General features: G+C 64.4%; 29 protein-coding genes. 16 read left to right on the top strand and 13 right to left on the bottom strand.

What is annotated here, in order from left to right; genetic code table 11:
* Together L981_RS21615 and L981_RS21610 are read left to right on the top strand one after the other, a co-directional pair.
* Positions 1 to 1693, top strand: a 1693-nt coding sequence (locus L981_RS21615) for an iron ABC transporter permease (protein WP_043620859.1), incomplete at its 5' end; no start/stop codon positions are given.
* Positions 1681 to 2721: an ABC transporter ATP-binding protein gene (locus tag L981_RS21610; RefSeq protein WP_043620857.1), complete on the top strand. Its 1041-nt coding sequence runs from the start codon at positions 1681 to 1683 to the stop codon at positions 2719 to 2721. The genes L981_RS21615 and L981_RS21610, both read left to right, overlap by 13 nt.
* A 12-nt stretch (positions 2722 to 2733) precedes the next feature.
* Here the strand turns inward: L981_RS21610 and L981_RS21605 are convergent, their stop codons facing one another.
* Positions 2734 to 3030, bottom strand: coding sequence for a hypothetical protein (locus L981_RS21605; RefSeq protein WP_043620854.1), 297 nt, complete (start codon positions 3028 to 3030; stop codon positions 2734 to 2736).
* A gap of 238 nt (positions 3031 to 3268) precedes the next feature.
* On the opposite strand from L981_RS21605, the gene L981_RS21600 reads away from it, so the two are divergent.
* The 3 genes from L981_RS21600 to L981_RS21590 all read left to right on the top strand — a co-directional run bounded on the left by L981_RS21600 (position 3269) and on the right by L981_RS21590 (position 6281).
* Positions 3269 to 3877, top strand: coding sequence for a glutathione S-transferase family protein (locus L981_RS21600; RefSeq protein WP_043620851.1), 609 nt, complete (start codon positions 3269 to 3271; stop codon positions 3875 to 3877).
* A 480-nt stretch (positions 3878 to 4357) separates the two neighbouring features.
* A complete protein-coding gene (ftsZ, locus tag L981_RS21595) occupies positions 4358 to 5398 on the top strand; it encodes a cell division protein FtsZ (protein ID WP_043620848.1) in 1041 nt (346 codons plus the stop codon).
* A gap of 82 nt (positions 5399 to 5480) precedes the next feature.
* Positions 5481 to 6281: a nucleotidyltransferase domain-containing protein gene (locus L981_RS21590; protein ID WP_371258902.1), complete on the top strand. Its 801-nt coding sequence runs from the start codon at positions 5481 to 5483 to the stop codon at positions 6279 to 6281.
* 105 nt (positions 6282 to 6386) lie between these two features.
* Here L981_RS21590 and L981_RS21585 read toward each other — a convergent pair whose 3' ends face one another.
* The 4 genes from L981_RS21585 to L981_RS33400 all read right to left on the bottom strand — a co-directional run bounded on the left by L981_RS21585 (position 6387) and on the right by L981_RS33400 (position 10400).
* The gene (locus L981_RS21585) at positions 6387 to 6779 is read right to left on the bottom strand and encodes a hypothetical protein (RefSeq protein WP_043620846.1); all 393 of its coding nucleotides are present in this window, start codon (positions 6777 to 6779) and stop codon (positions 6387 to 6389) included.
* A 486-nt stretch (positions 6780 to 7265) separates the two neighbouring features.
* Complete coding sequence (locus L981_RS35830; protein ID WP_255380501.1) at positions 7266 to 7388, bottom strand: hypothetical protein; 123 nt, start codon at positions 7386 to 7388, stop codon at positions 7266 to 7268.
* 322 nt (positions 7389 to 7710) lie between these two features.
* A complete protein-coding gene (locus L981_RS35825) occupies positions 7711 to 7842 on the bottom strand; it encodes a hypothetical protein (protein WP_256364289.1) in 132 nt (43 codons plus the stop codon).
* Positions 7843 to 8075: 233 nt separating this feature from the next.
* Positions 8076 to 10400, bottom strand: a complete 2325-nt coding sequence (locus L981_RS33400) for a mechanosensitive ion channel family protein (protein WP_052201932.1) — start codon at positions 10398 to 10400, stop codon at positions 8076 to 8078.
* A 415-nt stretch (positions 10401 to 10815) separates the two neighbouring features.
* On the opposite strand from L981_RS33400, the gene L981_RS21575 reads away from it, so the two are divergent.
* Positions 10816 to 11124 carry a hypothetical protein gene (locus L981_RS21575; RefSeq protein ID WP_043620843.1) on the top strand — a complete coding sequence of 103 codons (309 nt, stop codon included), beginning with the start codon at positions 10816 to 10818 and terminating at the stop codon, positions 11122 to 11124.
* A gap of 376 nt (positions 11125 to 11500) precedes the next feature.
* On the opposite strand, the gene L981_RS21570 is transcribed toward L981_RS21575, so the two are convergent.
* Positions 11501 to 12274, bottom strand: a complete 774-nt coding sequence (locus tag L981_RS21570) for an SDR family oxidoreductase (RefSeq protein WP_043620839.1) — start codon at positions 12272 to 12274, stop codon at positions 11501 to 11503.
* Positions 12275 to 12573: 299 nt separating this feature from the next.
* Between L981_RS21570 and L981_RS21565 the strand changes: the two genes are divergently transcribed.
* Both L981_RS21565 and L981_RS21560 read left to right on the top strand, forming a co-directional pair.
* The gene (locus L981_RS21565; protein ID WP_043620836.1) at positions 12574 to 13476 is read left to right on the top strand and encodes a LysR family transcriptional regulator; all 903 of its coding nucleotides are present in this window, start codon (positions 12574 to 12576) and stop codon (positions 13474 to 13476) included.
* 240 nt (positions 13477 to 13716) lie between these two features.
* Complete coding sequence (locus L981_RS21560; protein ID WP_197067179.1) at positions 13717 to 14652, top strand: cell division protein ZipA C-terminal FtsZ-binding domain-containing protein; 936 nt, start codon at positions 13717 to 13719, stop codon at positions 14650 to 14652.
* Positions 14653 to 14704: 52 nt separating this feature from the next.
* Here the strand turns inward: L981_RS21560 and L981_RS21555 are convergent, their stop codons facing one another.
* The 3 genes from L981_RS21555 to L981_RS21545 form a co-directional block, all read right to left on the bottom strand.
* Positions 14705 to 15121 (bottom strand): hypothetical protein, encoded by a 417-nt coding sequence (locus tag L981_RS21555; RefSeq protein WP_043620869.1) that lies wholly within the window; start codon positions 15119 to 15121, stop codon positions 14705 to 14707.
* Positions 15122 to 15238: 117 nt separating this feature from the next.
* A complete protein-coding gene (locus L981_RS34655) occupies positions 15239 to 15382 on the bottom strand; it encodes a hypothetical protein (RefSeq protein WP_034793319.1) in 144 nt (47 codons plus the stop codon).
* A 207-nt stretch (positions 15383 to 15589) separates the two neighbouring features.
* Entirely contained in the window at positions 15590 to 16087 is a 498-nt protein-coding gene (locus L981_RS21545) for a GNAT family N-acetyltransferase (protein ID WP_043620866.1), read from the bottom strand.
* 316 nt (positions 16088 to 16403) lie between these two features.
* Here L981_RS21545 and L981_RS21540 point away from each other — a divergent pair, with 316 nt between their 5' ends.
* Complete coding sequence (locus tag L981_RS21540; RefSeq protein WP_082006113.1) at positions 16404 to 17585, top strand: sensor histidine kinase; 1182 nt, start codon at positions 16404 to 16406, stop codon at positions 17583 to 17585.
* Positions 17586 to 17651: 66 nt separating this feature from the next.
* On the opposite strand, the gene L981_RS21535 is transcribed toward L981_RS21540, so the two are convergent.
* Entirely contained in the window at positions 17652 to 18356 is a 705-nt protein-coding gene (locus L981_RS21535) for an SDR family oxidoreductase (protein WP_043620829.1), read from the bottom strand.
* Positions 18357 to 18480: 124 nt separating this feature from the next.
* On the opposite strand from L981_RS21535, the gene gcvA reads away from it, so the two are divergent.
* Positions 18481 to 19425 carry a transcriptional regulator GcvA gene (gene gcvA / locus L981_RS21530; protein ID WP_052201930.1) on the top strand — a complete coding sequence of 315 codons (945 nt, stop codon included), beginning with the start codon at positions 18481 to 18483 and terminating at the stop codon, positions 19423 to 19425.
* Between the two features lie 7 nt (positions 19426 to 19432).
* Here the strand turns inward: gcvA and L981_RS21525 are convergent, their stop codons facing one another.
* A complete protein-coding gene (locus tag L981_RS21525) occupies positions 19433 to 19966 on the bottom strand; it encodes a putative immunity protein (RefSeq protein WP_043620826.1) in 534 nt (177 codons plus the stop codon).
* 158 nt (positions 19967 to 20124) lie between these two features.
* Between L981_RS21525 and L981_RS21520 the strand changes: the two genes are divergently transcribed.
* Positions 20125 to 21282, top strand: a complete 1158-nt coding sequence (locus L981_RS21520; protein WP_043620823.1) for a M20 aminoacylase family protein — start codon at positions 20125 to 20127, stop codon at positions 21280 to 21282.
* A 68-nt stretch (positions 21283 to 21350) separates the two neighbouring features.
* On the opposite strand, the gene L981_RS21515 is transcribed toward L981_RS21520, so the two are convergent.
* Positions 21351 to 22004 (bottom strand): glutathione S-transferase family protein, encoded by a 654-nt coding sequence (locus tag L981_RS21515; protein ID WP_043620821.1) that lies wholly within the window; start codon positions 22002 to 22004, stop codon positions 21351 to 21353.
* A gap of 260 nt (positions 22005 to 22264) precedes the next feature.
* Here L981_RS21515 and greA point away from each other — a divergent pair, with 260 nt between their 5' ends.
* Both greA and L981_RS21505 read left to right on the top strand, forming a co-directional pair.
* Positions 22265 to 22747 (top strand): transcription elongation factor GreA, encoded by a 483-nt coding sequence (gene greA, locus L981_RS21510; RefSeq protein WP_043620817.1) that lies wholly within the window; start codon positions 22265 to 22267, stop codon positions 22745 to 22747.
* Between the two features lie 200 nt (positions 22748 to 22947).
* Positions 22948 to 23979 carry a DUF3095 family protein gene (locus L981_RS21505; protein ID WP_043620816.1) on the top strand — a complete coding sequence of 344 codons (1032 nt, stop codon included), beginning with the start codon at positions 22948 to 22950 and terminating at the stop codon, positions 23977 to 23979.
* 114 nt (positions 23980 to 24093) lie between these two features.
* Here the strand turns inward: L981_RS21505 and L981_RS21500 are convergent, their stop codons facing one another.
* Positions 24094 to 24579, bottom strand: coding sequence for a MarR family winged helix-turn-helix transcriptional regulator (locus L981_RS21500; protein ID WP_043620815.1), 486 nt, complete (start codon positions 24577 to 24579; stop codon positions 24094 to 24096).
* Between the two features lie 151 nt (positions 24580 to 24730).
* On the opposite strand from L981_RS21500, the gene L981_RS21495 reads away from it, so the two are divergent.
* The 3 genes from L981_RS21495 to L981_RS21485 all read left to right on the top strand — a co-directional run.
* The gene (locus L981_RS21495; protein ID WP_043620812.1) at positions 24731 to 25126 is read left to right on the top strand and encodes an Ohr family peroxiredoxin; all 396 of its coding nucleotides are present in this window, start codon (positions 24731 to 24733) and stop codon (positions 25124 to 25126) included.
* A 234-nt stretch (positions 25127 to 25360) separates the two neighbouring features.
* Positions 25361 to 25816, top strand: coding sequence for a (2Fe-2S)-binding protein (locus tag L981_RS21490; RefSeq protein ID WP_043620807.1), 456 nt, complete (start codon positions 25361 to 25363; stop codon positions 25814 to 25816).
* Between the two features lie 4 nt (positions 25817 to 25820).
* Positions 25821 to 26695: molybdopterin cofactor-binding domain-containing protein (locus L981_RS21485; RefSeq protein WP_043620804.1), on the top strand; the 875-nt coding region annotated here is incomplete at its 3' end.

Raw genomic sequence — 26695 nt, 5'->3', positions numbered from 1 at the left:
GCTACGGGCAGGCGCCAGCCCCGCTGCCGAGCCGCGCTGGCTGGCGCCCTTCGTTCTCGCCTGCCTGTTTCTTCTCTGCCTGCTGCCGCTCTTCAGCCTGGCGAAGGCCGGTTTTTCCGGGCTCGTCTCCGGCCGGTCGATCGGGGTGCTCACGGAGCCCGCGACCTTTGCGGCGATCCGCAACACGCTGATTACGGCAACCGGCGGCATGGCCGTCTCCGTCGTCATCGGCGCGCTCTTTGCGTTCTCGGCGGCGCTGACGGATGTGCGCGGCAAGCTTACGCTCAGCTTCGCCTTCATGCTGCCGATGATGATCCCGCCGCAGGTGACGGCCCTTGCCTGGGTGGAAATGACCGGGCCGGCGAGCCCGCTGTTAAAGACGCTCGGCATCGCGCCGCCGCTCGGCAGCCCGCAACCGCTCTATTCGCTGGCTGGCATCTCGCTGCTTCTCGGCGTCCAGCATGCGCCGCTGGTCTTCCTGGCGCTGAAAGCGGGCCTATCGGCCTCGCCGCGCGACGGAGTGGAGGCGGCACGGCTTGCCGGCGCCACGCCGTTTCGCGTCTTTCGCGACATCGTTGCGCCGCTGTCGCTGCCGGGGCTGATTGCCGGAGCGGCGATCGCCTTCGTTTCCGGCGTCGGCAATTTCGGCATTCCGGCGATCCTCGGCATTCCCGCAGGGATCGAGGTGCTGCCGACGCTGATCTATACGCGGCTTGCAAGCTTCGGCGCCGGCACCTTCGGCGAGATCGCGCTGCTCTCCAGCCTGATCGCCTTCATTGCCGCGGCCGGCTTGATGCTGCAGCAGAAGGCGCTTGTCGGCCGGGACTACCGCATCATCGGCCTCTCGGGGGCGAATGCCGCCTTTTCGCTCGGCCGCTTCCGCCTGGTCGTCGAACTTGTCCTCTTGGCGATCCTGCTTCTCGTGCTGGTGGCGCCGCTCGCCGCGCTTGTGGCGAGCTCGCTGGTGCCGGCCTATGGCGTGCCGCTCAACCTTCAGACCGTGTCGCTACGCGCTTACGAAGAAATCCTCTTTCGTCAGTCGATGACACTGAAGGCGCTCGGCAATTCCACGTTCCTTGCCATCAGTGCAGCACTCGGCCTGCTCGCGGTCTCGGTGCCTGCGGCCTATCTCATGACCCGGCGCAAGGGGTGGCTTTCGAATACGCTCGGCATCCTGATCGAGATCCCCTATGCGCTGCCGGGCATCGTGCTTGCGGTCGCCTTCATCCTCACCTTTGCCGCACCTTTGCCGATCCTCAAGGTCTCGCTCTACGGCACCATCTGGATCATCCTGATTGCCTATTTCTCCTCGTTCCTCGCCGTCAGCCTCAAGCCTGTGATGAGTGCTTTCCTGCAGATGGACCCGTCGCTGGAAGAGGCGGCGCGTCTCGCGGGTGCCGGTTTCTTCAGGCGGATGCGCGATGTGATCCTGCCCTTGGTGGCGCCGGCGGCGGGGGCTGCGATCATCCTCGTCTTCCTGATTGCCGCCAACGAGCTGACGGTCTCGGCGCTGCTCTGGTCGGCCGGCACCCAGACGCTCGGCGTCGCCATCTTCAATCTCGACGACAGCGGCTCGTCGGACCTGGCCGCAGCCCTTTCGGTGCTCGTGGTCGTCATGGTCGTGGTGCTGATGGCGGCACTCGAGGCGCTCGCAAACTATCTCCCGGAAGGCGTGCTGCCATGGCGCAACTGATCCTCAACCACCTCACCAAGGATTTCGGCGGCGGCCGGCCGGCGGTGTCTGATGTGTCGCTGACGGTGCGGGAGGGCGGCTTCCTGGCGCTGCTCGGGCCGTCCGGCTGCGGCAAGACGACGGTGCTCAGGATGATCGCCGGCTTCGAGCAGCCGAGCGACGGCTCGATCGATTTCGGCGAAAGGCGGCTTTCGGATGCCGCGCGGGCGCTGCCGCCGGAGCGGCGCAACATGGCGATGGTGTTCCAGTCCTATGCGCTCTGGCCGCACATGACGGTGGCCGAAAATGTCGGCTATCCGCTGAAGGTGCGCGGCATTTCGGGCTCGGCGTGGCAAAGGAGCGTCGCCGATGCTCTGGCGCTGGTAAAGCTCACCGACTATGCCGACCGCCGACCCGCAGCCCTTTCCGGCGGCCAGCGCCAGCGCGTGGCGCTCGCCCGCTGCCTGGTGACTTCGCCGGACGTCGTGCTGCTCGACGAACCGCTTGCCAATCTCGACCAGCATTTGCGCAAGTCGATGGAGGAGACCTTCCGTATCTTCCACGAGCGCTCGGGCGCAACGATGATCTATGTGACGCACGATCAGGCGGAAGCGATGGCGCTTGCGACCGATGTCGCCGTGATGTCCGAGGGGCGGCTGATGCAAATGGCGCCGCCGGCCGAGATCTACGCCAGGCCCGAAGGCGCCATCGTCGGCGGCCTCATCGGCCGCGGCTCGGTGCTCAAGCTCGCGTTACCGGAGGGCGCGCCGCGCGCGCTCGAATGGCCGCTACTGCGGACAGCGCTTGCCGGCGTCGGCATGGAAGATGCTGGCGATGGCGCTGTTCGTGACGTCCTCGTGCGCCCGGAACATGTACGCCACGACGGCGAGGGCATGGCGCTCCGCGTTGTCTCCTGCGTCTTCGAGGGGGAGCGTTTTGCCCTGACCTTGGCTTTGCCGGATGGCCAGTCGTTGAAAGCCTATGGTGACAGGGCGATCATGCCGGGAGACACGGCGCGGTTCGTGATGAGCCAGGGATGGCGGCTCTAGGCCCGGTTGGCGTCAGTCGCAATCGGGCTTGTCGAGTTCGACCTCGAACTGGCGTGGGCCGACGACGCCCGGCTTTGCAGGCAGGCCGACGATCCTTGCGATGACCGTGCATTTGCCGGCGACGACGGCATAACGGTCGCGGCCCTGGCTGATGACCTTGTCGATCGGGTGTTTGGGAACGGCGACGGCGACCGCGTTGATGACCGCGTTCAGCTCGCGGGCCCGCTGAAAATTCGGTGCAAGCGCGGCCGTGGCCTGACCGGCGGCAAGGAGGAGGGCGAGGCAGGCGACGGCGGATCGGACAAACATGGCAAGCTCCTGTTTTCAAGTGAAGGAAGCATGACGCCCTGACCCCTTCAAGTGGCTGGGCTCGGCAGCCTGTGACGACTGACGGGATTCCGCCATTTGCCGCGCCAGCCCACAAAATTCTTCGCACCACGAAATAAACCATTGAGTTAAATGAAACCGGTTGTTATAAACAATCAGTATCCCGCTTAAACGCGGCTCAGGAGGAACGGGGCGGTCGCCTCATCGACAGGAGGATAAGATGAAGCTTTATCAGGGCATGGGACCGAATTCGTATCGCGTGCGCATCTTCATGGCGGAGAAGGGCATCTCGCTGCCGATGGTGGATGTCGATTTCGCCAAGGGTGAGCACAAGGCGCCGGAGTTCCTGGCGGTCAATTCGCTCGGCCAGATCCCGGTGCTGGAGCTCGACGATGGCACGATTATTACCGAGAGCGTCGCGATCTGCCGTTATCTCGAAGAGACCAAGCGCGAGCCGCAGCTCTTCGGCCATGATGCCGTCAGCCGCGCCAAGATCGAGATGTGGAACCGTCGCGCCGAACTGGTCATCCTCGGCACGGTCGGCAATGTGGCGCTGCATTCGGATGCCTTCTTTGCCGAGCGGCTGACACAGTTTCCGGCCTTTGCCGAGACCGAGCGTGTGGCGGTGCCGAAGAAATGGGGCTGGCTCGACGACGAGCTTTCCGACGGTCGGCCGTATCTGGCCGGCGACCAGTTCTCGATCGCCGACATCACCGCCGGCGTCACCGCCTGGCTCTGCGACGTCTTCGATCTGGAGATCCCGGCCTCGGCGAAAAACGTCCAAGGCTGGCTGGAGCGGGTGCGCTCGCGGCCGAGCTTTGAGGCTTGAGAGTTGGTCAGGTGAGGGGCATTCCTGGCCCGTATTCGCGAGGCAGGATTAGCCCCTCATCCGGCCTGCCGGCCACCTTCTCCCCGTTTTGACGGGGAGAAGGAGACTCGCGGCGGCCGCTCGTTCCATCGGCCAATGGCAGCCGCAGTCTGCGCCAATCTGTCAGCCTCAGCCTCTGGCGGCAGCTCTCGATTGGGACCCAACCGTCGTCCTCGTCCCCTCTCCCCGCCTGCGGGGAGAGGGTTAGGGTGAGGGGCAGACATGTCCTAGGGCATTGATTATTATGTGGGTTTTTCCATTCCTTCGACGAAGCCTGATGGCCGATTTCTCGCCTTTGCGGACCCGCTAAAATTCATGTGTGGATAGGCGCGTCGCCCTTTTTGCTTGCCTTCTCCATGGCTTTTTTCAATTCCTAAAATACAAGCTGCCCGATTCGCCGCTGCCGGGCGCCCGCAAGGCGCTGGCTCTAGGAGACAAGCCATGACCGATTTCAAGAAGCCCACGATCACCGAAATGCGCCCGAAGATCACCGTGATCGGGGTCGGCGGCGGTGGCGGCAACGCCATCAACAACATGATCAACGAAGGGCTTCAGGGCGTCGATTTCGTGGTCGCCAACACCGACGCGCAGGCGCTCGCCATGTCGAAGTCGTCGCGCATCATCCAGCTGGGTGCAGCCGTGACCGAAGGCCTCGGCGCCGGCTCGCTGCCGGATGTCGGCCGGGCGGCGGCGGAAGAATCGATCGACGAGATCATGGATCACCTCGGCGGCACGCATATGTGCTTCGTCACCGCCGGCATGGGCGGCGGCACCGGCACGGGCGCAGCCCCGGTGATTGCGGCAGCCGCCCGCAAGGCCGGCATCCTGACCGTCGGCGTCGTTACCAAGCCCTTCAGCTTCGAGGGCAAGCGCCGCATGGAGACGGCCGAGCAGGGCATCGAGCGGCTGCGCGAGGCGGCCGATACCGTTATCGTCATCCCCAACCAGAACCTCTTCCGCATCGCCGATGCCAAGACCACCTTTGCCGATGCCTTCGTGATCGCCGACCGGGTGCTTTACTCCGGCGTCGGCTGCATCACCGACCTGATCGTCAAGGAAGGCCTGATCAACCTCGACTTCGCCGACGTAAAGTCGGTCATGAAGGGCATGGGCCGCGCCATGATGGGCACCGGCGAGGCGACCGGCGAGGGCCGGGCGCTGAAGGCGGCCGAAGCGGCGATCGCCAACCCGCTGCTCGACGAAGTGTCGATGCGCGGCGCCCGCGGCGTGCTGATCTCGATTTCCGGCGGCATGGACATGACGCTGTTCGAAGTCGACGAAGCCGCGACCCGCATTCGCGAAGAGGTCTATGACGAGGCCGACATCGTCGTCGGCTCGATCTTCGACCGCTCGCTCGACGGCACCTTCCGCGTTTCCGTCGTCGCGACCGGCCTCGATGGCGCACGCTCAGCCGCCAACCCGGCAAGCGCTGCCGTCGGCCAGCCGGCGTCAGAACCTGTTCCGACCCGCACGCTGCAATAGCATACGCATCCATCGCCTGCTTCAAGGACCCTCCCGATGTGATGACGCCATATCGGGAGGGTCCTTGCGTTTGGAGGCTTGAATGAGCGACGAAGGTATGCCCGCCGATGCGGCGGCAAAGCACGCGCCAACGGCCGCGGGCCGTGCGGCGAGAGCGGTGATGGCGGCCGAGGCAGTGCTTGCGGAACGCTTTCCGCAGGCAATCTTTGCGATCGTTGCGGGCTCGATCCTGCGCGGCGAGGGTACGGAAAGCTCGGACATCGACCTGGTGGTGCTGCACGAGGCCCTGCCGGCCGCCTGGCGGGAAAGCTTTCATTTCGACGGCTTTCCGGTCGAAGCCTTCGTGCACGATTTCGAGACGCTCAACTGGTTTGCCGACCAGGACATGGCGGGCGGCTGCCCGGTGCTTACGGACATGGTGGCGGGCGGCGTTGCGATCGGGCCTGAGCGGGTGCGTGCCGAAGCGCTCCAGGCCGAGGCGAGACAACGCCTGGAACGAGGCCCGGCGCCGCTGACACCGCAATTCCGCGACGGACTACGCTACCAGATCACCGACCTGGTGGACGATCTGCGCGATCCACGCCCGGCCGCCGAAATCCGCGCCATTGCCGCCGAACTGATGCGGCCGCTCGCCGACCTGATGTTGCTTGGCCGCGGGCGCTGGTCTGGGCGCGGCAAATGGCTGCCGCGGCTGCTCCTGCGGGCCGACGCGGTCCTTGCCGAGCGTTTCGACGCGGCCTTCCGCAACGCCAGCGCAGGACAGGCGGCCGATTTGATCACGCTGGCCGAAGAAGAGCTGGCGCCGCATGGCGGGCCGCTGTTTGCCGGGGATCGGCGGACGGCGCCGGCGGGTGCACGGCGTCCTGGTCCTCTCGTGGAGTGAATGCGCGGCCGGGACGTTCTCAGGCGAGCGCTGACAGAACTGACCGCTGCGAAGCGCTGGATGAGCTAGCAGCGACGGTGCGTGCAGAGGCGAGACCTTTGGCCATCACTCACTACGCGGAGGGCGTGGCTCCCGGCGCTCTGCTTCCTCGACCACCGAGAATGGAAGTTCCTCGTACATTGAGCGGTTGAATTCGGCAAAGGTCAGCCTGCCATCGACGAACACTTTGAAATAGCGCCGGCAGACGTCCTCCGCCATTTGCTCGCGACTGGAATAGGGCGTTCCCTCCAGCGCATCGTCCTTGAGGACAGGCAGGTACTCCGACACGCAGGCCTCGACATATTGCGGTTGCGCGTCCGGGCGCTTGCGCAGCGCCGACAGGGTCCATTCATATTTGGAATAGCTCATGTATTGCTCGGTTCGCGGCGCGAACAGGACGATTGCGACGATGCACAGGAGAGCGACGGACATGCTGCCGGCGACGAGACGAAGGTTCATTTATTCAATCGTATAAATTGTTGCCCATGCCTAGGTAAGACAACTTTAGCGGTTAGCAAGATGCACGCTTTCGCCTTGGGTGGTTTCACGAAATGTTCCTCCCCCAAATGGGGGAGGAGGCTACGAAAAAACCACTTTCGTGCTCGGACCGTTCTCCGATCGTTCGGCGTCTATTAGAGGTTGCGAAATTGGGCGCTCCCAATTGCACCGCTCGGCCGAAGCGGGGCGGGACGGTCAGGGCGCGATGCAGCGGCGGCGTGCCTATGTCGGTCCGCCTGCGGGGTAACGGCCAAAGACGTTTGGGATGGAAGCGGTGGCGGTTTGCGGGCGACGGCCGACCGTGACCGATGTCCTTCGCGCTGAATAGACGATGGCAAGTGTGGCGGCACTTCGGGTGCGGGTGCCGCCTTCAGTCAGAGATGGGGGGCGTGGGCAGCGCCCGGCCGAAGCACCGTTCCGCTTCCGGCGCGATCAAAGAGGAAAATCTTAAAGGGCGGCCAGCTGTTCGGCTGTTGCAACGATCTGCGTGTTGCCGAGCGAATGGTCGGCATATTTGAACACCAGGATGCTCATGACTGAGGCGACAAGGGCTACCAGGATGATGCGCATGGTGTTGCTCCGACTTCCTTCTTGCCCGGCCTTGATCCTTCGTTTCGCCGGGCGTTGATCGATCCGGAAGCCTTCAGCTTGCCGGTCAAAGGCCTTTCGGCCTTTCGTTGAACCTGTTCTAGCAAATGGCCGGGGCCGACTATTGTTCCCGCGGGGACAGCGGGAATCTGCGGGCGCATGCAGCTTTGCGGTGTGCTGCGGGCTGGTCCTTTTGAGAAACGGAAGGGCGCCGGGCGCAGCCATGCGCCTTCGGACGCCTGAGCATCCGCTCGGGTTCTTCTGCACGCTCGATGTCGGATTGGGGGATGGACGTCGGACGGCCCTAGAGGCCGAGGAGCCAGAAGAGGATGCCGAAGAGCACGATGAATGCGCCGACGGCGAGCAGGAAGCGGGCCATGCCGGTGTTGGTATCCTTCGTGCCGACGAGACAGTACCAGAGGTGATCGTTATCCATTCCCGAATGCTCCATCGAAAGGCGCTCCTGTCGCGCCCGCGTGGCCCACCATACACGCAAAGGTCGTCGCGGCACGTGGAATGATTGCGTGTCCTTGTCGCCGGATCGCGGTTGGCCGAGATGATGTCTTGGCGGCGGACGTTTATGCGCCCAAGCGGCGAGAGCAGGGTGGGCAGCTTTCGTTTCGTCACAGCACCGGCCTGTCCCCACCGCTGCCGCCAGCGTCTGTCTGCCTATCCCTCCGCGTCCGCCGTTTCGGCCGCCACCGGCTTTCGCGCCAGCGCCAGGTTCGCGGCGGCCGCTTCCGCCTCGGCTGCGCCGGCGGCGCCGGAGCGCACGGTGACAGCGTTGGAGGCGAGGTCGAGGCCGGCTTCGCGCAGCGCCGGCAGCAGGCGCTTCATCGACTCGCGCTGCAGGATGCTGGGGTTGCCGGGGCGGGCGGTGAATTTCAGCCGCACGACGAGGGAGTTTTCGGTGACGTCCTGGATGCCCTGCATCTTCAAGGGCACAAGGAATTCGCCGCCGATCTCGGGGTCTTCGAGCATGGCAAGTCCGACCTTCTTGATGGTCTTGCGGATTTTCTCGGGGTCGGCATCGCGCTCGAATTTCAGCTCGAACTTCACCGTGCTCCAGTCGCGGCTGAAATTGGTGACCGCCTGCAGCTGGCCATAGGGGATCGTGTGGATCTGGCCGTTCTGGTGGCGCAGCCGAAGCGAGCGCAGCGAAATGCGCTCGACCGTGCCCTTGAGCTTGCCGGTATCGACATATTCGCCGACGCGGAAGGCATCGTCGGCGATGAAGAAGATGCCGGAGACGACATCCTTCACCAGCGTCTGCGAGCCGAAGGAGAGGGCAAGGCCGAGCACGCCGAAGCCGGCGATCAGCGGCGCGATGTTGATGCCGAGTGCGGAGAGGATGACGAGGCTGGTGACGGCGAAGATGCCGCCGAAGATGAGGTTGCGCACGAGCGGCAGGATGGTCGAGAGGCGGCTTGTCTGCTGGACCACCGTGTCGTCTTCGCTATCGCCGGGCAAAGCGAGGCGGGCAGTGGGCGCGAAGGCTTCGAAGCTGCGCCAGAGGAAGCTGCAGATCACCCAGGCGGCGACGACCGCAAGGCTGATGCGCTCGAGAACGACGATCCAGCCGACGGCGGCGGCGGTGTCGTGCTGGACCATGACCGAGCGCCAGAGTTCGATGATGATATGCAGGCCGATCAGCCAGGTGGCGCCGGCAAGCGCCGTCTGGATGCTGCCGGAGATCGCCGCGTGCAGCCTCGAAGAGGCGGGCGTGCGGCGGCGCTCGGCGGCGGCGCCTACCAGCGAATGGATGCCGAAGGCGAGGATCGGAAGAGCGAGCAGGATGATCTGCGTCATGCCGCCGGCAAAGCTCCAGGCCGCGCTGTTGGGGCTGCCGGCGACAATCACGCTCATCAGCCAGAGCACGATGGCGCTCAAGGCATAGAACTCCGGGACGCCGAAGGCGATGGCGCGACGCACGGGGCCGGGGTTTTCGCCGGCAAAGAGCGCGCGGATATCGCTGGCGCCGGCGATGAACCAGTGGAGCTTGACGAGCGTCAGGATCGTGACCCCGATCAGCAGCCAGCCATCGGTGGCGGCAACGTCGAGCCCGCGCTGGTGGGCGAAGCGCAGGCTGGCGCCGACGACGGCGCCGAACGCGCCATAGGCGAACAGCATGTTGGCGTGAAAGCGCGGGTGGGCGATGTCGAGCAGGCGGATCTCGGGCCGCGTCGGGGCAAAGAGGAAGCGCGCGCCGACGGCATAGGCGGCGGACGCGACGGCAATGGTGATCAGCGCATGGGCAAGCTCGGCCGAGGCGGTGCCGCGCGCCAGGAGCAGATGGGCAAATCCGTGGGCGACGGCGGCGAAGATCACGAGATAGGCGATGTCGAAGCCCAGCCGGATGATCGATGCGCGCATGCGGTGCAAGAGGTCGACCACCTCGAAGGAGGCGCCGAACAGGCGATGGATGACGAGGCGGCAGGCAAAGGCGGCGGCAAGCCCGGCGGCAACCGCAAGTGCGGCCACTGCCGCGACCGAGGCCACCGACCAGCCTTCGGCGCGAATGCCTGCCGCAACGTCAGCCATGACCCCGGCGATGCCGGACATGCCGGCAAGACCCATCTGCAAGCCGTTGATAAAACGCGCGGAAAGGGTTTCGAGCGTGTCTTCCGGCTCGGCCGCCGGTGTGGTTGCAGCGGTGCCTGTGGGGGTTTGCGTGCTTGCCGGGACGCGAGCGTCTGCCGCACTTGACGTGGCCGCTGGCGTTCCCGCATCGGCTGGTGCCGCCACGCTGTCAGCCTTTGCTGCGCCATCGGGCACCGTGGTCTTGTCTGCCGCCTCGCGCCATTCGACGATGACCGGACCGCCAGCTTTTGCCGCGGCGCGCAAGGTCTCCTCGATGTCGGCCGCACTCTGGCCGGGCGTGAGGATGACGGTGATCGGTGCCGGTGACGTCTGGGCGAGGGCAGGCAGGGTGACTGCCAGGAGCAGCGTCAGGCTCGCCAGCAGGCGAAGGCAGAGGAAGAAGACACGCACCATGAAATTCATCCATCGAGATCGGTTATGCGCCGGGCGGCCGTGCGCATTAGATGTGCATCACATTACATAACGTTCTAAAATTCCAATCGTATTTTGGGCGGCAGCGTGAGGGGCCGGACCAGTCGACATTGCCCCTCACTGTCCCGCCGGACATCTCTCCCCGCGGGCGGGGAGAGAGCCGCTGGGAGCGCCTTTGGCTGCCAAGCCCACCGTCTCATTGTCCTCGATCGAATTTCGGGAGGCCGGCGCCGCCCGCTTCCTTCTCTCCGCCTGCGGGGAGACGGTGTCGGCAGGCGGATGAGGGCTACGGCATCTTGCCCCCTGGGGAGGGCGTGTTGTCGCGAACCGTGTCGAACTCCTGTAAGCTTATCCGCGCGCATCATGTCACCTGCGATCCGAGAAACGGGAGGCAAAAATGTCCACTCAAGCTCTGCTCATCGTGCACGCTGAGGTTCCCGATGAAGCGGACCGAGTCTCCTTCGACCAATGGTATGACCGCCATATGCCAGACGCGCTCAGCGCCTTTGGGGCGGTTCGGGGCTGGCGCACTTGGAGCCGAACCGATCCTTCGAAGCACACTGCCTTCTACGAGTTCTCCAGTCTGGCGGCTGCGAACGCTGCCAATCAATCGCCGGGCACGGAATTCGATGCCACCTGGCGCGGGCGGGCGACACGCACGCGGGACGTGGTCGAGGTCGTTCAGCGGCTACCGGGGCCGGACTGAGGCGCAATCGAAAATTGGCTCGCTTGCGTCTGTCTGAGCCGTAGGCGGCATGGGCCGGCGACTTCATAGCCTCTCACCTGCGTTGATGGCGGAGCGGGAACATCGCTGCCTATCGGCAGCGGGCTTGCTCGCGGTGTCAGTCTGCCCGCGCTGTCCTGTGGACCTCTCTTCCCTTGGGCGGGGAGAGAGGCGCCGGGCGCGCGCTCGGATGCACTCCTCGCCGCTTCACGACCAGCCTCAGGTTTGGCAAATCCGGTGCCGCTTGTCCCTTCTCCCCGTCAGCACGGGGAGAAGGTGCCGGCAGGCGGATGAGGGGCAGGTCGCCCGCGTTGCAAGTTCCCCTCAGTGTCCCGCAGGCGGATGTGCGGTCAGGCGTCTACTTCGTCGTGTAGCCGCCATTGACGAGGATCGTCTGGCCGGTCATCCACCAGCCGTCGGAGACGAGGAAGCGGATGTAGGGGACGATGTCCTCGATGTCGGTGAGGCCGGTCTTGGAGAAGGCCGAGAGGGCTGAGGCGGTCTTGTGATAGGCGACGGCGTCGGCGCCTTCGGCCGGATAGAAGAAAGGCGTATCCATCGGGCCGGGTCCGATTGCCGTGACCGAGATGCCGCGTGCGCCGAACTCCTTGGCGGCGGCCCGGGTGAAATGCTCGACCGGCGCCTTGGTGCCGGCATAGGCCGCATAGAAGGGCGTGAAGGCGCCGAGCAGCGAGGTGACGAGGGTGCAGACCTTGCCGTTGTCGCTGACATGCCGGCCCGCCTCGCGCAGGAAGAAGAAGGCGGACTTGGAGTTGACCGCGCTCATCTCGTCATATTCTGCCTCGGTGATCTCGACGAACGGCTTCTTCAGGACCTTGCCGACGGTGTTGACGGCGATGTCGATGCTGCCGAGCGCCGCCTTGGCGTCGGCAAAGAGCTTTTCGACATTGGCGGCGCTGGTGAGATCGCCGGCAAAGGCGTGGGCGGCGGCACCGGTCGCCTTGACCGCGGCCACGGTCTCGTCGGCTGCCGCCTTCGTCGCCGCGCTGTTGTAATGGATCGCGACGCCACGGGCGCCGTTTTCAGCGAAATCGCGCGCCAAGAGGCCGCCGAGGTTTTTCGCGCCGCCGGCGATGAGGACGGTTTTGCCGTTGATGCTGTGGTCTGCCATGGGTTTCTCCTGTTGTGGCCGCCTGGTGGCGGATGTTTTGGTTCGCGGGCGGGGCTACGGATTTGCCCGAAATTGCGCCGCTCTCCACTACGGTCCGCCTGTGCGACTGCCGCTCGTTCCGGACGTCGTGTCTCTTGCTTCAAAAGGGTGCGCGCCTTGTCGCCGCCGACGCGAGAGGTCGGTGATGCGACCGGCATCGCGACTAGGAGAATATCGTCGTTGCTGCTGGCATAAAGTGCCCGTCCGTGACATGACTTGTCAGATATGACGAACAATGGGGCGAGAGGTCGCGAGCCGGCATGGACAGGATCGAGCTTTTCCGCATCTTCACCCGCGTCGTCGAAAGCGCCAGTTTTACCCGCGCGGCCGACACGCTGGGCCTGCCGCGCTCCTCGGTCTCGGCGGCGGTGCAGACGCTTGAAACCAGGCTTGGAACGCGGCTTTTGCATCGCACGACCCGCAAGGTTGCGCCGACCCAGGATGGCGCCGCCTTCTACGAGCGCTGCCTGCGGCTGATTTCCGATATGGACGAGGCGGAGAACCTGTTTCGCCGCAGCGCTTCCGGCCCGACCGGGCGGTTGCGCGTCGACCTGCCGAGCCGCATTGGTCGGCTGATCGTGGCGCCGGCGCTGCCGGAGTTCCTCGCGCGCTACCCCGGCATCGACATCGATCTCGGCATGACCGACCGGGCGGTGCATCTGATCGAGGAAAGCGTCGACTGTGCGCTGCGCGTCGGGCCGCTTGCCGATTCCGGCCTGATCGCCCGGCCGTTCGGCACGCTCCGGCTGATCAATGTCGCAAGCGCCGACTATCTCGCGCGCCATGGCACGCCGAAAATACCCGCCGATCTCGTCGAACATTTCGCGGTCAACTATGCCTCGCCCTCGAACGGCCGGGTCGAGGACTGGGAGTGGATCGAAGGCGGCGAGGCGCGCACGGTAACCGTTGCCGGCCGGGTCAGCGTCAACAGCGCGGAAGGCAGCATCGCCTGCTGCCTCGCCGGCCTCGGCCTCATCCAGATCCCGGCCTTCGATGTGATCGACCACATCCGCGAAGGCCGGCTTGTCGAGGTGATGCCGGATCACGTGGCCGCGCCGATGCCGATGGCGCTGCTCTATCCGCACCGCCAGCATCTGTCGCGCCGGCTCAAGGTGTTTGCGGAGTGGCTGGAAGGGCTGATGCGGGAGGTGATTGCGGGGTGAGGGGGATGTGGCTTCAAAGCAGGTGGCTGATTTCGCTTGAACTTCGGGGCCAATAAAGGCAACCGCAATGAAACATAATCCTCCGATTGCGAGAGAAGAAAATTGCCATTTAAAAGTATGAAGTGGTTGAGGAATCTATTCTCCGGCGACGCGCGTCCAGACCCGGGGCCGGTTGTGGTCAGCATAGGCGATCTGCAGCTTGTGCCCTCAAGCGCGTCTTTCTCCAGAGCGGAGGCGGCCATGCCGGGGACGGCGAGGCTCGAACGTTTGCTGGAGCTGGTTCCGCCGCCCCCGTCTGACGATCCGGATGGCGAAACAGGGCCTTCAGGAGAGCGGGATTATGGGCCGGATCCGGTTGTTGACGTTGCGGCACGCTTTCCCGCCGGCGAAGTTTTTTCTCGCAAGGCGATTGAGGACGCACTTTACGGCGACTTGCACGAGGCTGTGCTTTGCCCGACCTACTATGTGGTAACGCCGTCCGGGTGCACGACGTTTCTGACCTCGACCGACGCGCCTGCCGAAGGGCGCGAGCTGATCGCCGCCTGGTCGGTTGATCGAGGCAACGAGTACGACCCGGAAGCAATTGCTCGGGCGCATCAACGCCTGGCCGCACAGCTTGCCGGGCTGCCATTTCGCTTTGACTGCACGCCATTGGATCGGGCGAGAATCTCGTCAACGTTCGATCGCGTAAAGGCGATTCGCGATCTGGAACCGGACTCCGTTAGCGTCACCGCCTATCACAGGGGCGGTCAAAAATTTGACGGCAGGCAAGTTTGGAACCTGTTGCACGCCATCGGATTTCGCTGGGGCGACATGGATTGTTTTCAATGGGCGGATCCCACCGACCAGACCGACTATCTGGTTTGGGTCGAAGCCGATGACGGAAAGCTGGGCTATGTGCTTCCTGAGATGGTAGCAACGGGCGAGCAGAATTTTCATGAGGTGCGCTTCTCCTTCACGCCCCCGCGCACACCGTCACCACTGCATGTCCTGGAGCAAATGCTTCGCGCGGTTGCGATGTTTCAGCAGCGCACCGGCTGTAGCCTGGTCGCCAAGATCGACGGCAAAGTTGTTGAGGGCCCGGATCAACTGATGCAGTCGATCATGACGCTCGGTGAAGAGTTGGCGGCGATGGGGCTGAAGCCGGGATGGAGCACGATCCTCAGGACAAGATAGCGGACACTGGTAGAGCCCGCTGGCGTGCACCGGTCTGGCGACAATGGACACACTAGCTGACGGTCTTATGGCACCGCCGGCCGTTCCAAGGCAGGAACTCCGAGCCGCCGGCGTTCCACTTGCCGTCGAACTCTGAGAAGTCGGAGGTGAAGGTGACGATCAGCTGGCCGTAGCCGTATTTGTCGCGCCACATGAAGGTGCGTGTCAGATCGCTGCCGTCGCCATCGTCGCCGGTTTCGGCGAGTTCACCGTCGACGGACTGGCCCTGATCGGAAAACACGTATCTGCCGACGACCGTGCCATCGGCAGCGGTTTCGAAATGCGTCTCGGCGTCCGACAAGACGCCGGCGGAGGAAAGCTCGCCACAATAGCTGCCGGACGGGGCGTGGTTCGTGTCGTCGGCCATCGCCGTGGAGGCAAACGAGGCCGCAAGCAGCAGCGCGGTGGTCCATGAACGGCTTGCTTTCAAGGCGGCCCCCTTGCCGTGTCGGTGCAGTTTTTCGCGACCGCCCAGGTGGAGCGAGTCGCGCTGGCTGCTGCCATGGGCTGACATTCGGCACGTAAAATCAAGGCCGTTGCGGCGCGGCTAGTTTTCCTGAACCGAAACGCCGTCCTGTCCGATCTTGATCTCGACGCCCGGCTTCGTCTCTTCCTGGTAGACATAGATGCCGAGGCCGACGACGGCGACGGCGAGCAGGGCGATGACGAGATAGAGGCCGTTTCGGTTCATGCGGAGCTCCCGGGTTCGGTTTCGACGGGACATAGGAGCTTCCGCAAGAAAGACAACAGGATAGCGAGATTTTCGCACGGCGCCGCCGAAGCGGCCAAAGGGCAACCGTCCTTGCGGCTGGATGTAAGGCGGGGACGTGGTTTGCCGGTGCAGGTCGGAGCGGGATGTGTTTCCACGTCCCGCTCCAGCGCTTCATCGCCTTGCCAATCAGCTTGCGTCAAAGCCTGCGTGGTAGCTGACGCGCCCTGATGGCACCGGGCCTTCGAAGGCCTGCGCCATGAAATACTCGGCCGGTACGCCTTCAAGGCGCAAGGCGGCGTGGTTGTCGAAGCCGAAGCGCTTGTAGTAGTCGGGCTCGCCGAGGACGACGCAGCCCCTGGCGCCTGACTTTTCAAGGCGCGCAAGGCCGTCGCGGATCAGCCTGCCGCCGGTGCCGCTCTTCTGACGGTCGGGCCTGACGGAGACCGGGCCGAGCCCGAACCAGCCCTTGTGCTCGCCGTCGATGGTGACCGGGGAAAAGGCGACGTGGCCGATGATTTCGCCCTGGTCGAGGGCGACCAGCGAGATCGTCAAGGCGCCGGCGTCGCGCAGCGCGTCGATGATTTCGGCCTCCGTCTGGCTGCTATAGGCCATCGGCGCGAAAGCCGCCTTGGTGATCAGTCGAATGGTGGGGATGTCGCTCGGCTGTTCGGAGCGGATGTCGATGGTGGTCATGGTAAAACCTGTTCTTGAAACCGTGGTCGCATGCCAAGGACCGCGAACGACGGATATCGTTCGCCGGTGGCGCGAATGAACGTCTCGACGGGCGAGACGTCAGTGGGTGAGAACAAGCTCCAGCATCGACAATTCCTCTGCGCAATTCAGGCGAGCGGCCCGGTATAGGTTCAAATCCTCGCCGTGGTCAACCGCCGACCGGGAAGGGCGGTGAGAGGAACCCATGGATGTGCGCGTGTTTGAGTGTGGCCTCCGGTTGATTTTTCGCTAATTGAGGCAAATAGCTTGAATGACGACGGACGATTGAATGCGGATGGTGGCCGGGATGATGGCGCTTGGAAATCTCTACCGAAAAACTTTCGATCTGGACCATTCGGACACGAGCGCCGCGGAATTCCTGAACAGGGTCGTCAAGCTCGTGGTGGGGTTCTGGACGGCCGAGTTTTTCATGACCACCACGCTCTGGCTCCTGGTCGGCGTCAATCCCGCCGAATACGTTCCCGTCAAGCTTTCGGCGTCGCTCGCCTCGGTGCTTCTCACCCTCGTCATGTCGCATATCCTGGCGATGATCCGGGCGTTGAACATTGCGGCTCAGGTCTTTGTCTCGGCCGTCCTGTCGGTGCTGGCATCGTTGATCGTCACGGCGATCGACTACCGGCTTTACACCTATATCAATCCATCCATCGGCATCGAATACGATCTCCAGAACTTCTGCTACATGCTGTTTTTCGGGATATCGCTGTTCTTCGGATGGTCCTGCTTCTTCATCGCCTATTTGTACAATCTGGATGCGCGCGCGCAGGAGCGCCGGCTGGCGATCTCGCGCGAAGAGGCGCTGACCGCGAAGATGCAGGCGCTTTACTACCAGATCAATCCGCACTTCCTGTTCAACACGCTGAACTCGATCGTCGGCCTGATCGAGGAGGGCGCGTCGTCGCAGGCAAGCCGGGTAGTGATGTCGCTGTCGTCGTTTCTGCGAAAGACGCTGGAGATGGATCCGCTGCGGGATCTGGCGCTTTCGGAAGAACTGGCGCTGCAATCGGAATATCTGGCGATCGAGAAGGAGCGCTTCTCCGATCGCATCAGCGTCACGCTCGACATTCCGCAGGAGTTGAGGACGGCGCTGGTGCCGAGCCTGATCCTGCAGCCGCTCGTCGAGAATGCCGTGAAGCATGGGCTCGGGCGCTCGTCCGGCGATCTGAAGATCACGATCAGCGCATCGCAGGCGGAAAACCGGCTGCAGCTTTCGGTCGACAACGTGTCAGATGCCAGCGAGGTCTTGCCGATGGTCAAACGGTCCGGACTCGGCGTAGGGCTCGCCAATGTGGAGGAGCGCGTGAAGGCCCGCTTTCCGGAGGGAGGTTCGCTCATCGCCGGACCGGTCTCGCCGGACCATTTCCGCGTGACGCTGACCATGCCCTTAAGGACGCCCGCCGCCGACCGGCTTGCCGATGCGGCCATCGACACGGCGCCGGTCGTGACGGCCTGAGCGAGGCGACGATGGTCGGCGCGCGCCCGGTGAGGCGCGCGACCGGGCAACAAGGGAGGCTCGCGCTCAGACCGAGCGCGTCAGGCCGCCATCCACCTTCAGGTTCTGGCCGGTGATGTAGGCGGCACCATCAGAGGCGAGGAAGGCAACGGTGGCAGCGATCTCGGCGCTGGTGCCGTAGCGCTTCATCGGCACGGCGTCGCGGCGCTCTTCGGTCCCCGGCAGGCTGTCGATCCAGCCGGGCAGAACGTTGTTCATGCGCACGTTGTCGGCCGCATAGGTGTCGGCGAAGATCTTGGTGTAGGAGGCAAGACCAGCGCGAAAGACGGCCGAGGTCGGGAACATCGGCGACGGCTCGAAGGCCCAGGCGGTGGAGATGTTGATGATCGCGCCGGCCTTCTGCTTCTGCATGATCGGCGTGACGAGGCGGACCGGGCGGATCACGTTCATCAGATAGACATCGAGGCCGGTGTGCCACTGCTCGTCGGTGATTTCGAGGATCTGGGCGCGCGGGCCATGGCCGGCGCTGTTGACCAGCACGTCGATCCGACCCCATTTTTCCACGGCCGTATCGACAAGACGCTTCAGGTCGTCGTTCGACTGGTTGGAGCCGGTGATGCCGATGCCGCCGAGCTCGGCGGCGAGCGCCTCGCCCTTGCCGGAGGAGGAGAGGATCGCGACCTTGTAGCCGTCGGCTGCCAGGCGCCTCGCGCTCTCGGCGCCCATACCGCTGCCGCCGGCGGTGATTACGGCCACTTTTTCTACTGCCATTTTACCAATCTCCTCATCCATATTCGTGGAATGCCGCTTTCGCGGGGGCTGCCATTGAAATACCATCTCCTCCATGCGACGACGAAGCAATTTCGCTTTCATATGGCAGTAGAAAAACTATCCGATGAGTGACGCACCGGGAAAGCTCCCTTCGCTGAATGGCGTGAAAGTGTTCGAGGTGGCGGCGCGCCACCTGAACTTTCGCCTCGCCGCCGAGGAACTGGGCGTGACGCAGGGCGCCGTTGCCCAGCAGATCCGCGGGCTCGAGGCGGAGCTTGGGGTGAAGCTCTTCGAGCGGCTGCCGCGTGCGCTGGCGCTGACGGGCGAGGGACGCGCCTATATCGCCGATGTCAGGCGGGCGCTCGAAATCATTGCGCGGGCGACCGACGGGCTGAAGCCGCAGCCGGTGCGGCTGACGATCAGCACCACGCCATCCTTCGCGTCGCGCTGGCTGATCCCGCGCCTGCCGGATTTCACCGCCCGGCATCCGGATCTCGACCTGCATATTCTGGCGACCGACCGCATGTCGAGCTTCCAGGCCGATGGCGTCGATCTCGCCGTGCGCTACGGGCGGCCGCCCTTCGGGCCGGGGCTGGCGGTGGAACTGCTGTTCGAGCAGGAGATCGTCGCTGTCTGCAGCCCGATGCTGCTTGCCGGGCGGCCGGCACCGAAGACCGCCGAGGAACTGGCCGGCTACACGCTGCTGCACGACGCCCATAATTTCTGGCCGGAATTCATCGAGCGGCATTTCGGCGGCAGCCGGCAGGCCTCGTTCAAAGGCATCAGCTTCAACCAGACCTCGCACGCGATCGAGGCGGCGACGGCCGGCCAGGGGATCGTTCTTGCCAACCGCGATTTCGTCGCGCGCGATCTCGCCGAAGGGCGGCTCATCCGCCTGTTCGAGGCTTCGATGACCGGGCCTTCGGATTTCTACCTGGTCTGGCCGCGCTACCGAAAGTCGCTCAGCTTGCAGACCGTGATCGCCTGGCTCAGCGATGAGGCGAAAAAGGAGCGGGGAGGCTCGGCGGACCCGAACCTTGCAGATGGGGCGCAGAGCGAGGGTTCTTGATCCGCGATCAGCGACGCAGGGCCGTGTCGAGCCGGTATAGGAGCGCGTGAAACGCACCCTTGCTGGGCTTTCGTCCCGGCAACTTGCCGACGATGCGCCGGATTTCCGGTGATGCGAGCGCGATCAACTGCCGGAGTTCCATTTCGGTGGCGGCTGCCTCGTCATCCACGCCAAGCGAGAGCGCCTGGATGGCGTAGGCAGCGGGGCCGAGCACATGGTTGATCTGGTGCGGCGTCTCGATCGGATGGGTGTAGGGCGCACCGGCCGCCGCAATGGCGGCGCGGGCCGCAGCCTTGGCGGCGGGATCGTCGACTGTGCGCGCCGCTGCCTGGGCGCCCCAGGCGGCCTTGCGCAAGACGCCCGTGCGCGGACCGCCCTCGGCAAAGGAAACAGCCGCGGCAATCGCTTCGCGGGGTCGTGGATCACCCGGCACGACGGCCTCGAAGACCGGCAGCGCGCGGGCGGCGCAGAGGATTGCCCAACGGGTGATGTGGCGTAGGTCGTCTTCGGTCAGGAGCGGTGCCCGGGCTTTGTCGGTCATGGGGTGCTCGTTTTGAAACGGGCCGAATGCATATCATGCGGTCGCCACGTGACAACCCTATCGGTTGTGTAAAGGACGCAGGTTGCATCCCTTGATAAACGCCATATCTTTCACCGCCGAGCAATTTGCAGCCGCAAGCTCAGGGAAAGGGAGGCTCTATGCCGGCCGTTGGTTCCGATTATGGCGATGTCGTTGCCTGGCGGCGCGACATTCATGCCCATCCGGAGTTGCAATTCGACGTCCACAGGACGGCGGAGTTCGTGCGTTCCAAACTGGCCGCGTTCGGATGCGACGAGGTCGTGACCGGCATCGGTCGGACGGGCGTCGTGGGCGTTATCCACGGCCGGAAGCGGTCGAGCGGCAGGGTCATCGGCCTGCGGGCGGATATGGATGCCTTGCCAATCGAGGAGGCGACCGGGGCCGCCTGGGCGTCAAGGACAACGGGCGTCATGCACGCCTGCGGTCATGACGGCCACACAGCGATGTTGCTGGGGTGCGCGCGGGAATTGGCCGAGGCGCGGGCGTTTGACGGCACGGCAGTGGTCGTCTTTCAACCGGCCGAAGAGGGCGGCGGCGGTGGCAGGGCCATGGTCGACGATGGCCTTATGGAGCGTTTCGGAATCAACGAGATCTATGCCATGCACACGGAGCCCGGTTTGCCGATCGGGCAGTTTGCCACCGTTCGTGGACCTCTGGCCGCTTCGGCCGATGGCTTCAGGATCCGGATCGACGGCAAGGGCGCGCATGGCGCTTCCCCGCACGTCAGCGTCGATCCGCTGGTGGTCGGCGCCAATATTCTTCTGGCCCTGCAGACGATCGTTTCCCGCAACGTCCATCCGCGTCAGTGCGCCGTGGTCACGGTCGGCTGGATGGCAGGAGGCAAGGCCGGCAACGTCATCCCCCAATCGGCCGAGATGGGCGGGACATCAAGGACCTACGATCCCGGCACGAGAGACCTGATAGAGGCGCGCGTTACCTCCATCGCGCAACGGATTGCTGAGGCCTACGGAGCCAGCGCCACGGTCACCTACAAACGCATGTTTCCGCCGACTGTGAACCATGGCAGCGAGACCGCCTTTGCCGTCAGCGTGGCGCGATCTCTGGTCGGAGACGCGCACGTCAACGACGCTCTGGAGCCGCTGATGGGCTCGGAGGACTTCGCCTTCATGCTCGAAGCGCGCCCCGGCAACATCATGCTGATCGGCAATGGCGACAGCGCGTCGGTGCATGACGCGCGGTTCGATTTCAATGACGATGCCATTCCTTTCGGCGTGGCCTATTTCAGGGCCATCGTGGAGGGCAGAATGCCGCTCTGAGCGGTCGCGGCCGGACGTGGGCCGGTTATTGTCTTGGCGTAACAGCTACGAGACCCGGTTTCCTGGCCTCAGCGCTCCCAGCCCTGCGTAAACGGAAAGCGCTCCGCCCAGAGGGTGGCCAGCCTCGGGTCGGCATCGACGCGGCGGATGACGTCTGCGAGCGTCCGGGCGACCTCGTAGAAGCGGCGGCGGCCGGGTGACCAGCGCGAGGCGGTGGCGACATAGAGGTCGAGGACCGACAGTTCGTCGCCGAGAAGGTATTTGCCCGGTTGCAGCTCCGCGCCCATTCGCTGCCAGCAATGGGCGACGCGGTCGAACACGCGCGCCTTGACGGCTGCGTGGTCCTCTTCCCGTTCGGCGATGCGGGAGGGGTCGTCGGCGATCCAATAGAGGGCGTAGATGGCGGCGGATACGAAGGTCATCCACCGGAGAAAAGCCGGCCGTTTTGCGTCGCTCACGGCCGGGGCCAGGCGGCCCTCGGGGTGGGCGTCGGCGAGCCAGATCAGGATCGCGGCACTCTCGGTCATCAGCTCGCCGTTCGGGAGCACGAGTGCCGGAACCTGGCGCAGGGGATTGATGCGGGCCAGCCTGTCCGCCTCCTGCTTTCCCTCCCAGGGCGCGTGATCCTCGACGCGATAGGGCGCGCCGAGCAGGCTGAGGGCCGCCTCGATCGGCACGGAGCCGGAGCCTGACGCTCCATAGACGACAAAGGGTTCGGCCAACGATCGTTCTCCGGTATTAAAGAGCCGGGGCGTGTGCCCACAGGCTTTCGTTCATACCCGGGGTTGTCGCACGGATCGCGGCTTTCGCGCTATAGTGAGCGTTCCGGTATCCCGCGGGAAATCGGGCACAGTTCGCCGCTGGCTGCCATTCTTCGCATACGGGTCGAGCGGAAATGCGTATAGTGTTGATCGGCCGACGAGGGGACGCTATTGCACCCGCCGCGTCCATCCTGCCCACAAGCCATACGGAGTTCTAAAGATTGAGCGTTGCCTTTACCAAGGAAGAAAGTGCCGAAACCGCCGCCGAGACATTGCTGCCGGACCGGGCGATTTCGCCGCATCCGAACCTGGTAACGGAGGCCGGGCTGAAGGCGCTGGAGGCGCTGCTTCAGGAGGCGCGCGCGGCCTATGAGGCGGCGGCTGCGGTGGACGACGTTAATGAAAAGCGGCGCCAGCAGGCGGGGCCGCTGCGCGATCTGCGCTATCTCAACGAACGGCTGCGTACCGCGCAGCTGATGCCGGAACCTGCATCGAACGAGATCGTTGCCTTCGGCAGCACGGTGACGTTCAGCCGTGACGACGGGCGGGTGCAAAAATACCGGATCGTCGGCGAGGACGAGGCGGATCCCAAGGCGGGGTCGATCTCCTATGTGGCGCCGGTGGCGCGCATCCTGATGGGCAAGGCGGTGGGCGACGTCGTCACTGTCGGCGACCAGGAGCTCGAGGTCGTGGCAATTTCCTGATCCCTGACGTGCCGGCGTGATAACGCCGGTTTGTAGCTATAATAATCGCATCCGATTTAATGGCGCAGTCTTGACATTCTGCCGCTCATCGGTATTTATGTCGCATCCGATCTAATTTGGCGATGCCGGATGACCGGAAGCGCCTGCCGGAGGCAGGCGGCCAAGAGGTTTGCTCGGGTTCGTCGATACGGAGAATGGACATGCACAACACTGGTGACGCTGCGCCCGTTCGCGCCTATCGCGAGTTTTCCCGCGTGCTCGATCCCGATGTCTACGAGCCTCTGCCGGACGACTGGCTGATCGGCATCACCGACGTGGTGAATTCCACCGGCGCGATCCGGGCCGGGCGCTATGAGGACGTCAACTATGTCGGCGCCTCGGCGATTGCGGCCATCGGCAATGCGCGCGGCGATTTCGACTTTCCCTTCGTGTTTCGCGGCGATGGCGCGGCCTTCGCGCTGGCGCCGGGCGGGGAGGCCATGGCGCGTTCGGCGCTGCGGCAGCTCGCGGCCTTGGCAAGAGACCGGTTTAACCTCGATTTGCGCGTCGGCCTGCTGACGGTCCGGGATATCAGGGACCATGGCCAGGATGTGCGGATCGCCCGCTATGCCGCATCGGAGCATGCGACCTATGCGATGTTTGCGGGCGGTGGGCTCAAATGGGCCGAGCGGCAGTTGAAAGAGGGGCGTTACCTGCTGTCGCCGGAAAGCCATGGTGGCGAACCGGATCTCACCGGCCTTGCCTGCGAATGGCGGCCGTTTCCAAGCCGGCAGGGGCAGATCCTGTCGCTGCTGGCAGAACCTGCCGACGACGTGACGCCGGAGCGTTTTGCCGCCGTTGCGCGCGCGGTGATCGCCGTCTTCGATCAGGGACCGCGGCAGTCGCATCCTCTACCGGAGGAAATGGGCGTGCCGAAGGACGCGCGGGTGCGGGTTGCGCCCGAGCGCTGGGCGGGCGTGGCTGCCAGTTCCGATTTCCGCAAATATGACGACGGTCTGCGCCTGACGGTGGATTGCACTGCGGAGCAGATCGACCGCATCGAGGCGATCCTTGTGGCCGCCAAGGCGCGCGGCGAGGTCATCTTCGGGCTGCATCGGCAGAGCCACGCGCTCATGACCTGCCTTGTGCCGTCGGCACGGCCGGATGCGCACTTGCATTTTCTCGACGGCATGGACGGCGGTTACGCCAAGGCGGCGGAAATGATGGCGCCGCGCGAGCGGTTGAGCGCCTGATCCGGCCAAGCTGCAAGGGCGGCGGAGAGCCGCCCTTGAGCGTGACGTTGGCCGCTCCAATCGCCGTCCCGGCCTTTACGCGAGCGATAATCGCGGCAGCGGCGGGCAGGCGTTTCAGCGGCTATTTCCGGACTTACCAGCGCTCAGCAGGTTGTCGCGCAGTTTTGCCACCGACTGCTGCACCGTCGCAAAGTCGTCGCCGAGGCCGATCGCGTCGGTCAGCGCAGCACCCGGGTCGGCATCCACCACTGCCTGGCCGGCCGGCGTCAGCGTCAGCCGCACCTGGCGTTCGTCCGTGGGATCGCGGCGACGCTGAAGGTAACCGTCAGCCTCGAGCTTCTTCAGGATCGGCGTCAGCGTGTTCGATTCCAGAAAGAGCTTTTCGCCAAGCGCGCTCACCGTCTGGTCGTCCTCCTCCGACAGCGCCACCAGGGTCACGTATTGGGTATAGGTCAGGCCGAGCTTGTCGAGCAGGGGCTTATAGGCACGGCCGAAGGCAAGATTTGCCGAGTAGATGGCAAAGCACAGGAAGTTCGAGAGCTTCTTGCCGCCCTTGGCCGATGCAGTGCCAGGGTCCTTGGCATTCTTGGACGTGGACATGGGAATCTTTTTTCCTTTTCGTTGTCTGTACTTAATATAAATCGCATCCGATTAAATCGCAATGGTGTTGACGGTGTCTCACGCTTCATCTATAAACATCGCATCCGATTAAAGCGGATCCGATATAAAAATCAAACAGAGAGGAAATGACATGACCGAGAAGCTCCTTTTCACCGGCAAGACCCACAACACCAGCGGCCGAGACGGCGGCACCGTCAGCCAAGACGGCACTTTGGAACTCAAGCTCACCCAGCCGCATCCGGCGGCGGAAAACCTGTTCGGCGCCGCCTGGTCGGCCTGTTACCTGGGCGCGATCGAGCTTGCGGCGCTGCAGCGCAAGGTGAAGCTTCCCGCCGGGCCGCAGGTCGATACCGAGATCGACCTCAACGTCAACGACGGCTCCTATTTCCTGCGTGCCCGGCTGAACGTTCGCCTGGATGGTCTCGACCGTGACGTGGCGCATGACATCATCCACGCTGCCCATGACATCTGCCCTTACTCCAAGGCAGTGCGCGGCAATATCGACGTCGAGACCAATCTCCTCTGATTTCGGCCTAAAAAAACTATTGATATCATCGGGATGTGCCGGAGCTGATCACCAGCCGCGGCGCATCCCGATTTCGTTTCGGCAGCGCTCGTGCCTTCACGCATGTCGCCCGGCGGCCGGGGCGTAGGGATTTCCCCGACGACACCTCACAAGAATGTAATTTGGCCGACCGTCCCCCTTGTTGGTATTTTCGCGCCTTCGCATGGACAGGGGACGGCTCCGGCCGATGGTGTCATGCCTTACAATCTCACCGTGAATGGAAAGAACTATGCCGTCGATGTGGACGGCGATATCCCGTTGCTCTGGGTCCTGCGCGACACGATAGGGCTTACCGGCACCAAATTCGGCTGCGGCATCGCCATGTGCGGCGCCTGCACGGTGCATGTCGACGGGCAGGCGGCGCGCTCCTGCGTGATGCCGGTGTCCGAGGCGGCGGGGAAGCCAATCACCACGATCGAGGCGATCGGCGACACGCCAGAGGGCAAGAAGATACAGCAGGCCTGGCTCGACATCGACGTGGTGCAGTGCGGCTACTGTCAGTCCGGACAGATCATGTCTGCGACGGCGCTCATTGCCGCCAATCCGACGCCTGATGACAGCGACATCGATGCGGTCATGGCCGGAAACATCTGTCGATGCGGCACCTATCCGCGCATTCGTGCAGCCATCAAGCTTGCGGCGCGGGGGTGATGCCATGTCCATCTTCGACAGAACGAACCTTTCCTTATCGCGCCGCCAGCTTCTGATCGGCGCATCGCTGACCGGCGCGGGGCTGGTGATCGGCTTCAGGCCGCAGGCGGCAACAGCGGCAGGCGATCCCTTCGCGCCGAACGCCTTCATCCGCATTCCGCAGGAAGGCAAGATCACCTTCGTCATGCCCTCGGTGGAAATGGGGCAGGGCATCTATACGGCAGTCGCGATGATGCTCGCCGAAGAGCTGGAAGTCGGGCTCGATCAGGTGGTGCTGGAGCATGCGCCGGCCGATCCCAAGCAATATGCCAATCCGCTGCTGGGCGACCAGATCACCGGCGGCTCCTTTGCGATCCGCGGTGTCTACGAGCAGATGCGCAAGGCGGGTGCCACAGCGCGCATCATGCTAGTCAGTGCTGGGGCGCGCGACTGGGGCGTTTCGCCCGACGCCTGCAGGGCTGAGGCCGGAAATGTGGTCGAGACCGCCGGCAGCCGGCGCGCTGCCTATGGCAGCCTGATTGCGGCCGCCGCCTCCGCGCCGGTGCCGCAGGAGGTGCCGCTGAAGCCGGCCTCCAGCTATCGGGTGATCGGCAAGCCGGTGCATCGGCTCGACAGCCCGGAGAAGGTCAACGGCACGGCGAAATTCGGCATCGACGCCCGTCCGGACGGCGTCTCCTATGCGGCGATCGCGATCTGTCCGCACTTCGACGGCAAGCTGCGCGCGGTCGACGAGGCCCCGGCGATGGCGGTCAAGGGCGTGAGCCAGGTGGTGCGCATCGAGGAGGCCGTCGCGGTCGTTGCCAACAATACCGGTGCTGCGCGAAAGGGGCTCGCGGCCCTTTCGATCGAATGGGATCCGGGGCCGAGTGCCTCGGTTTC

Origin of the sequence: Ensifer sp. ZNC0028, from assembly GCF_000799055.1 — a bacterium.
Taxonomy (GTDB): domain Bacteria; phylum Pseudomonadota; class Alphaproteobacteria; order Rhizobiales; family Rhizobiaceae; genus Ensifer.
This window is presented reverse-complemented; position numbering and strand designations above follow the sequence as displayed.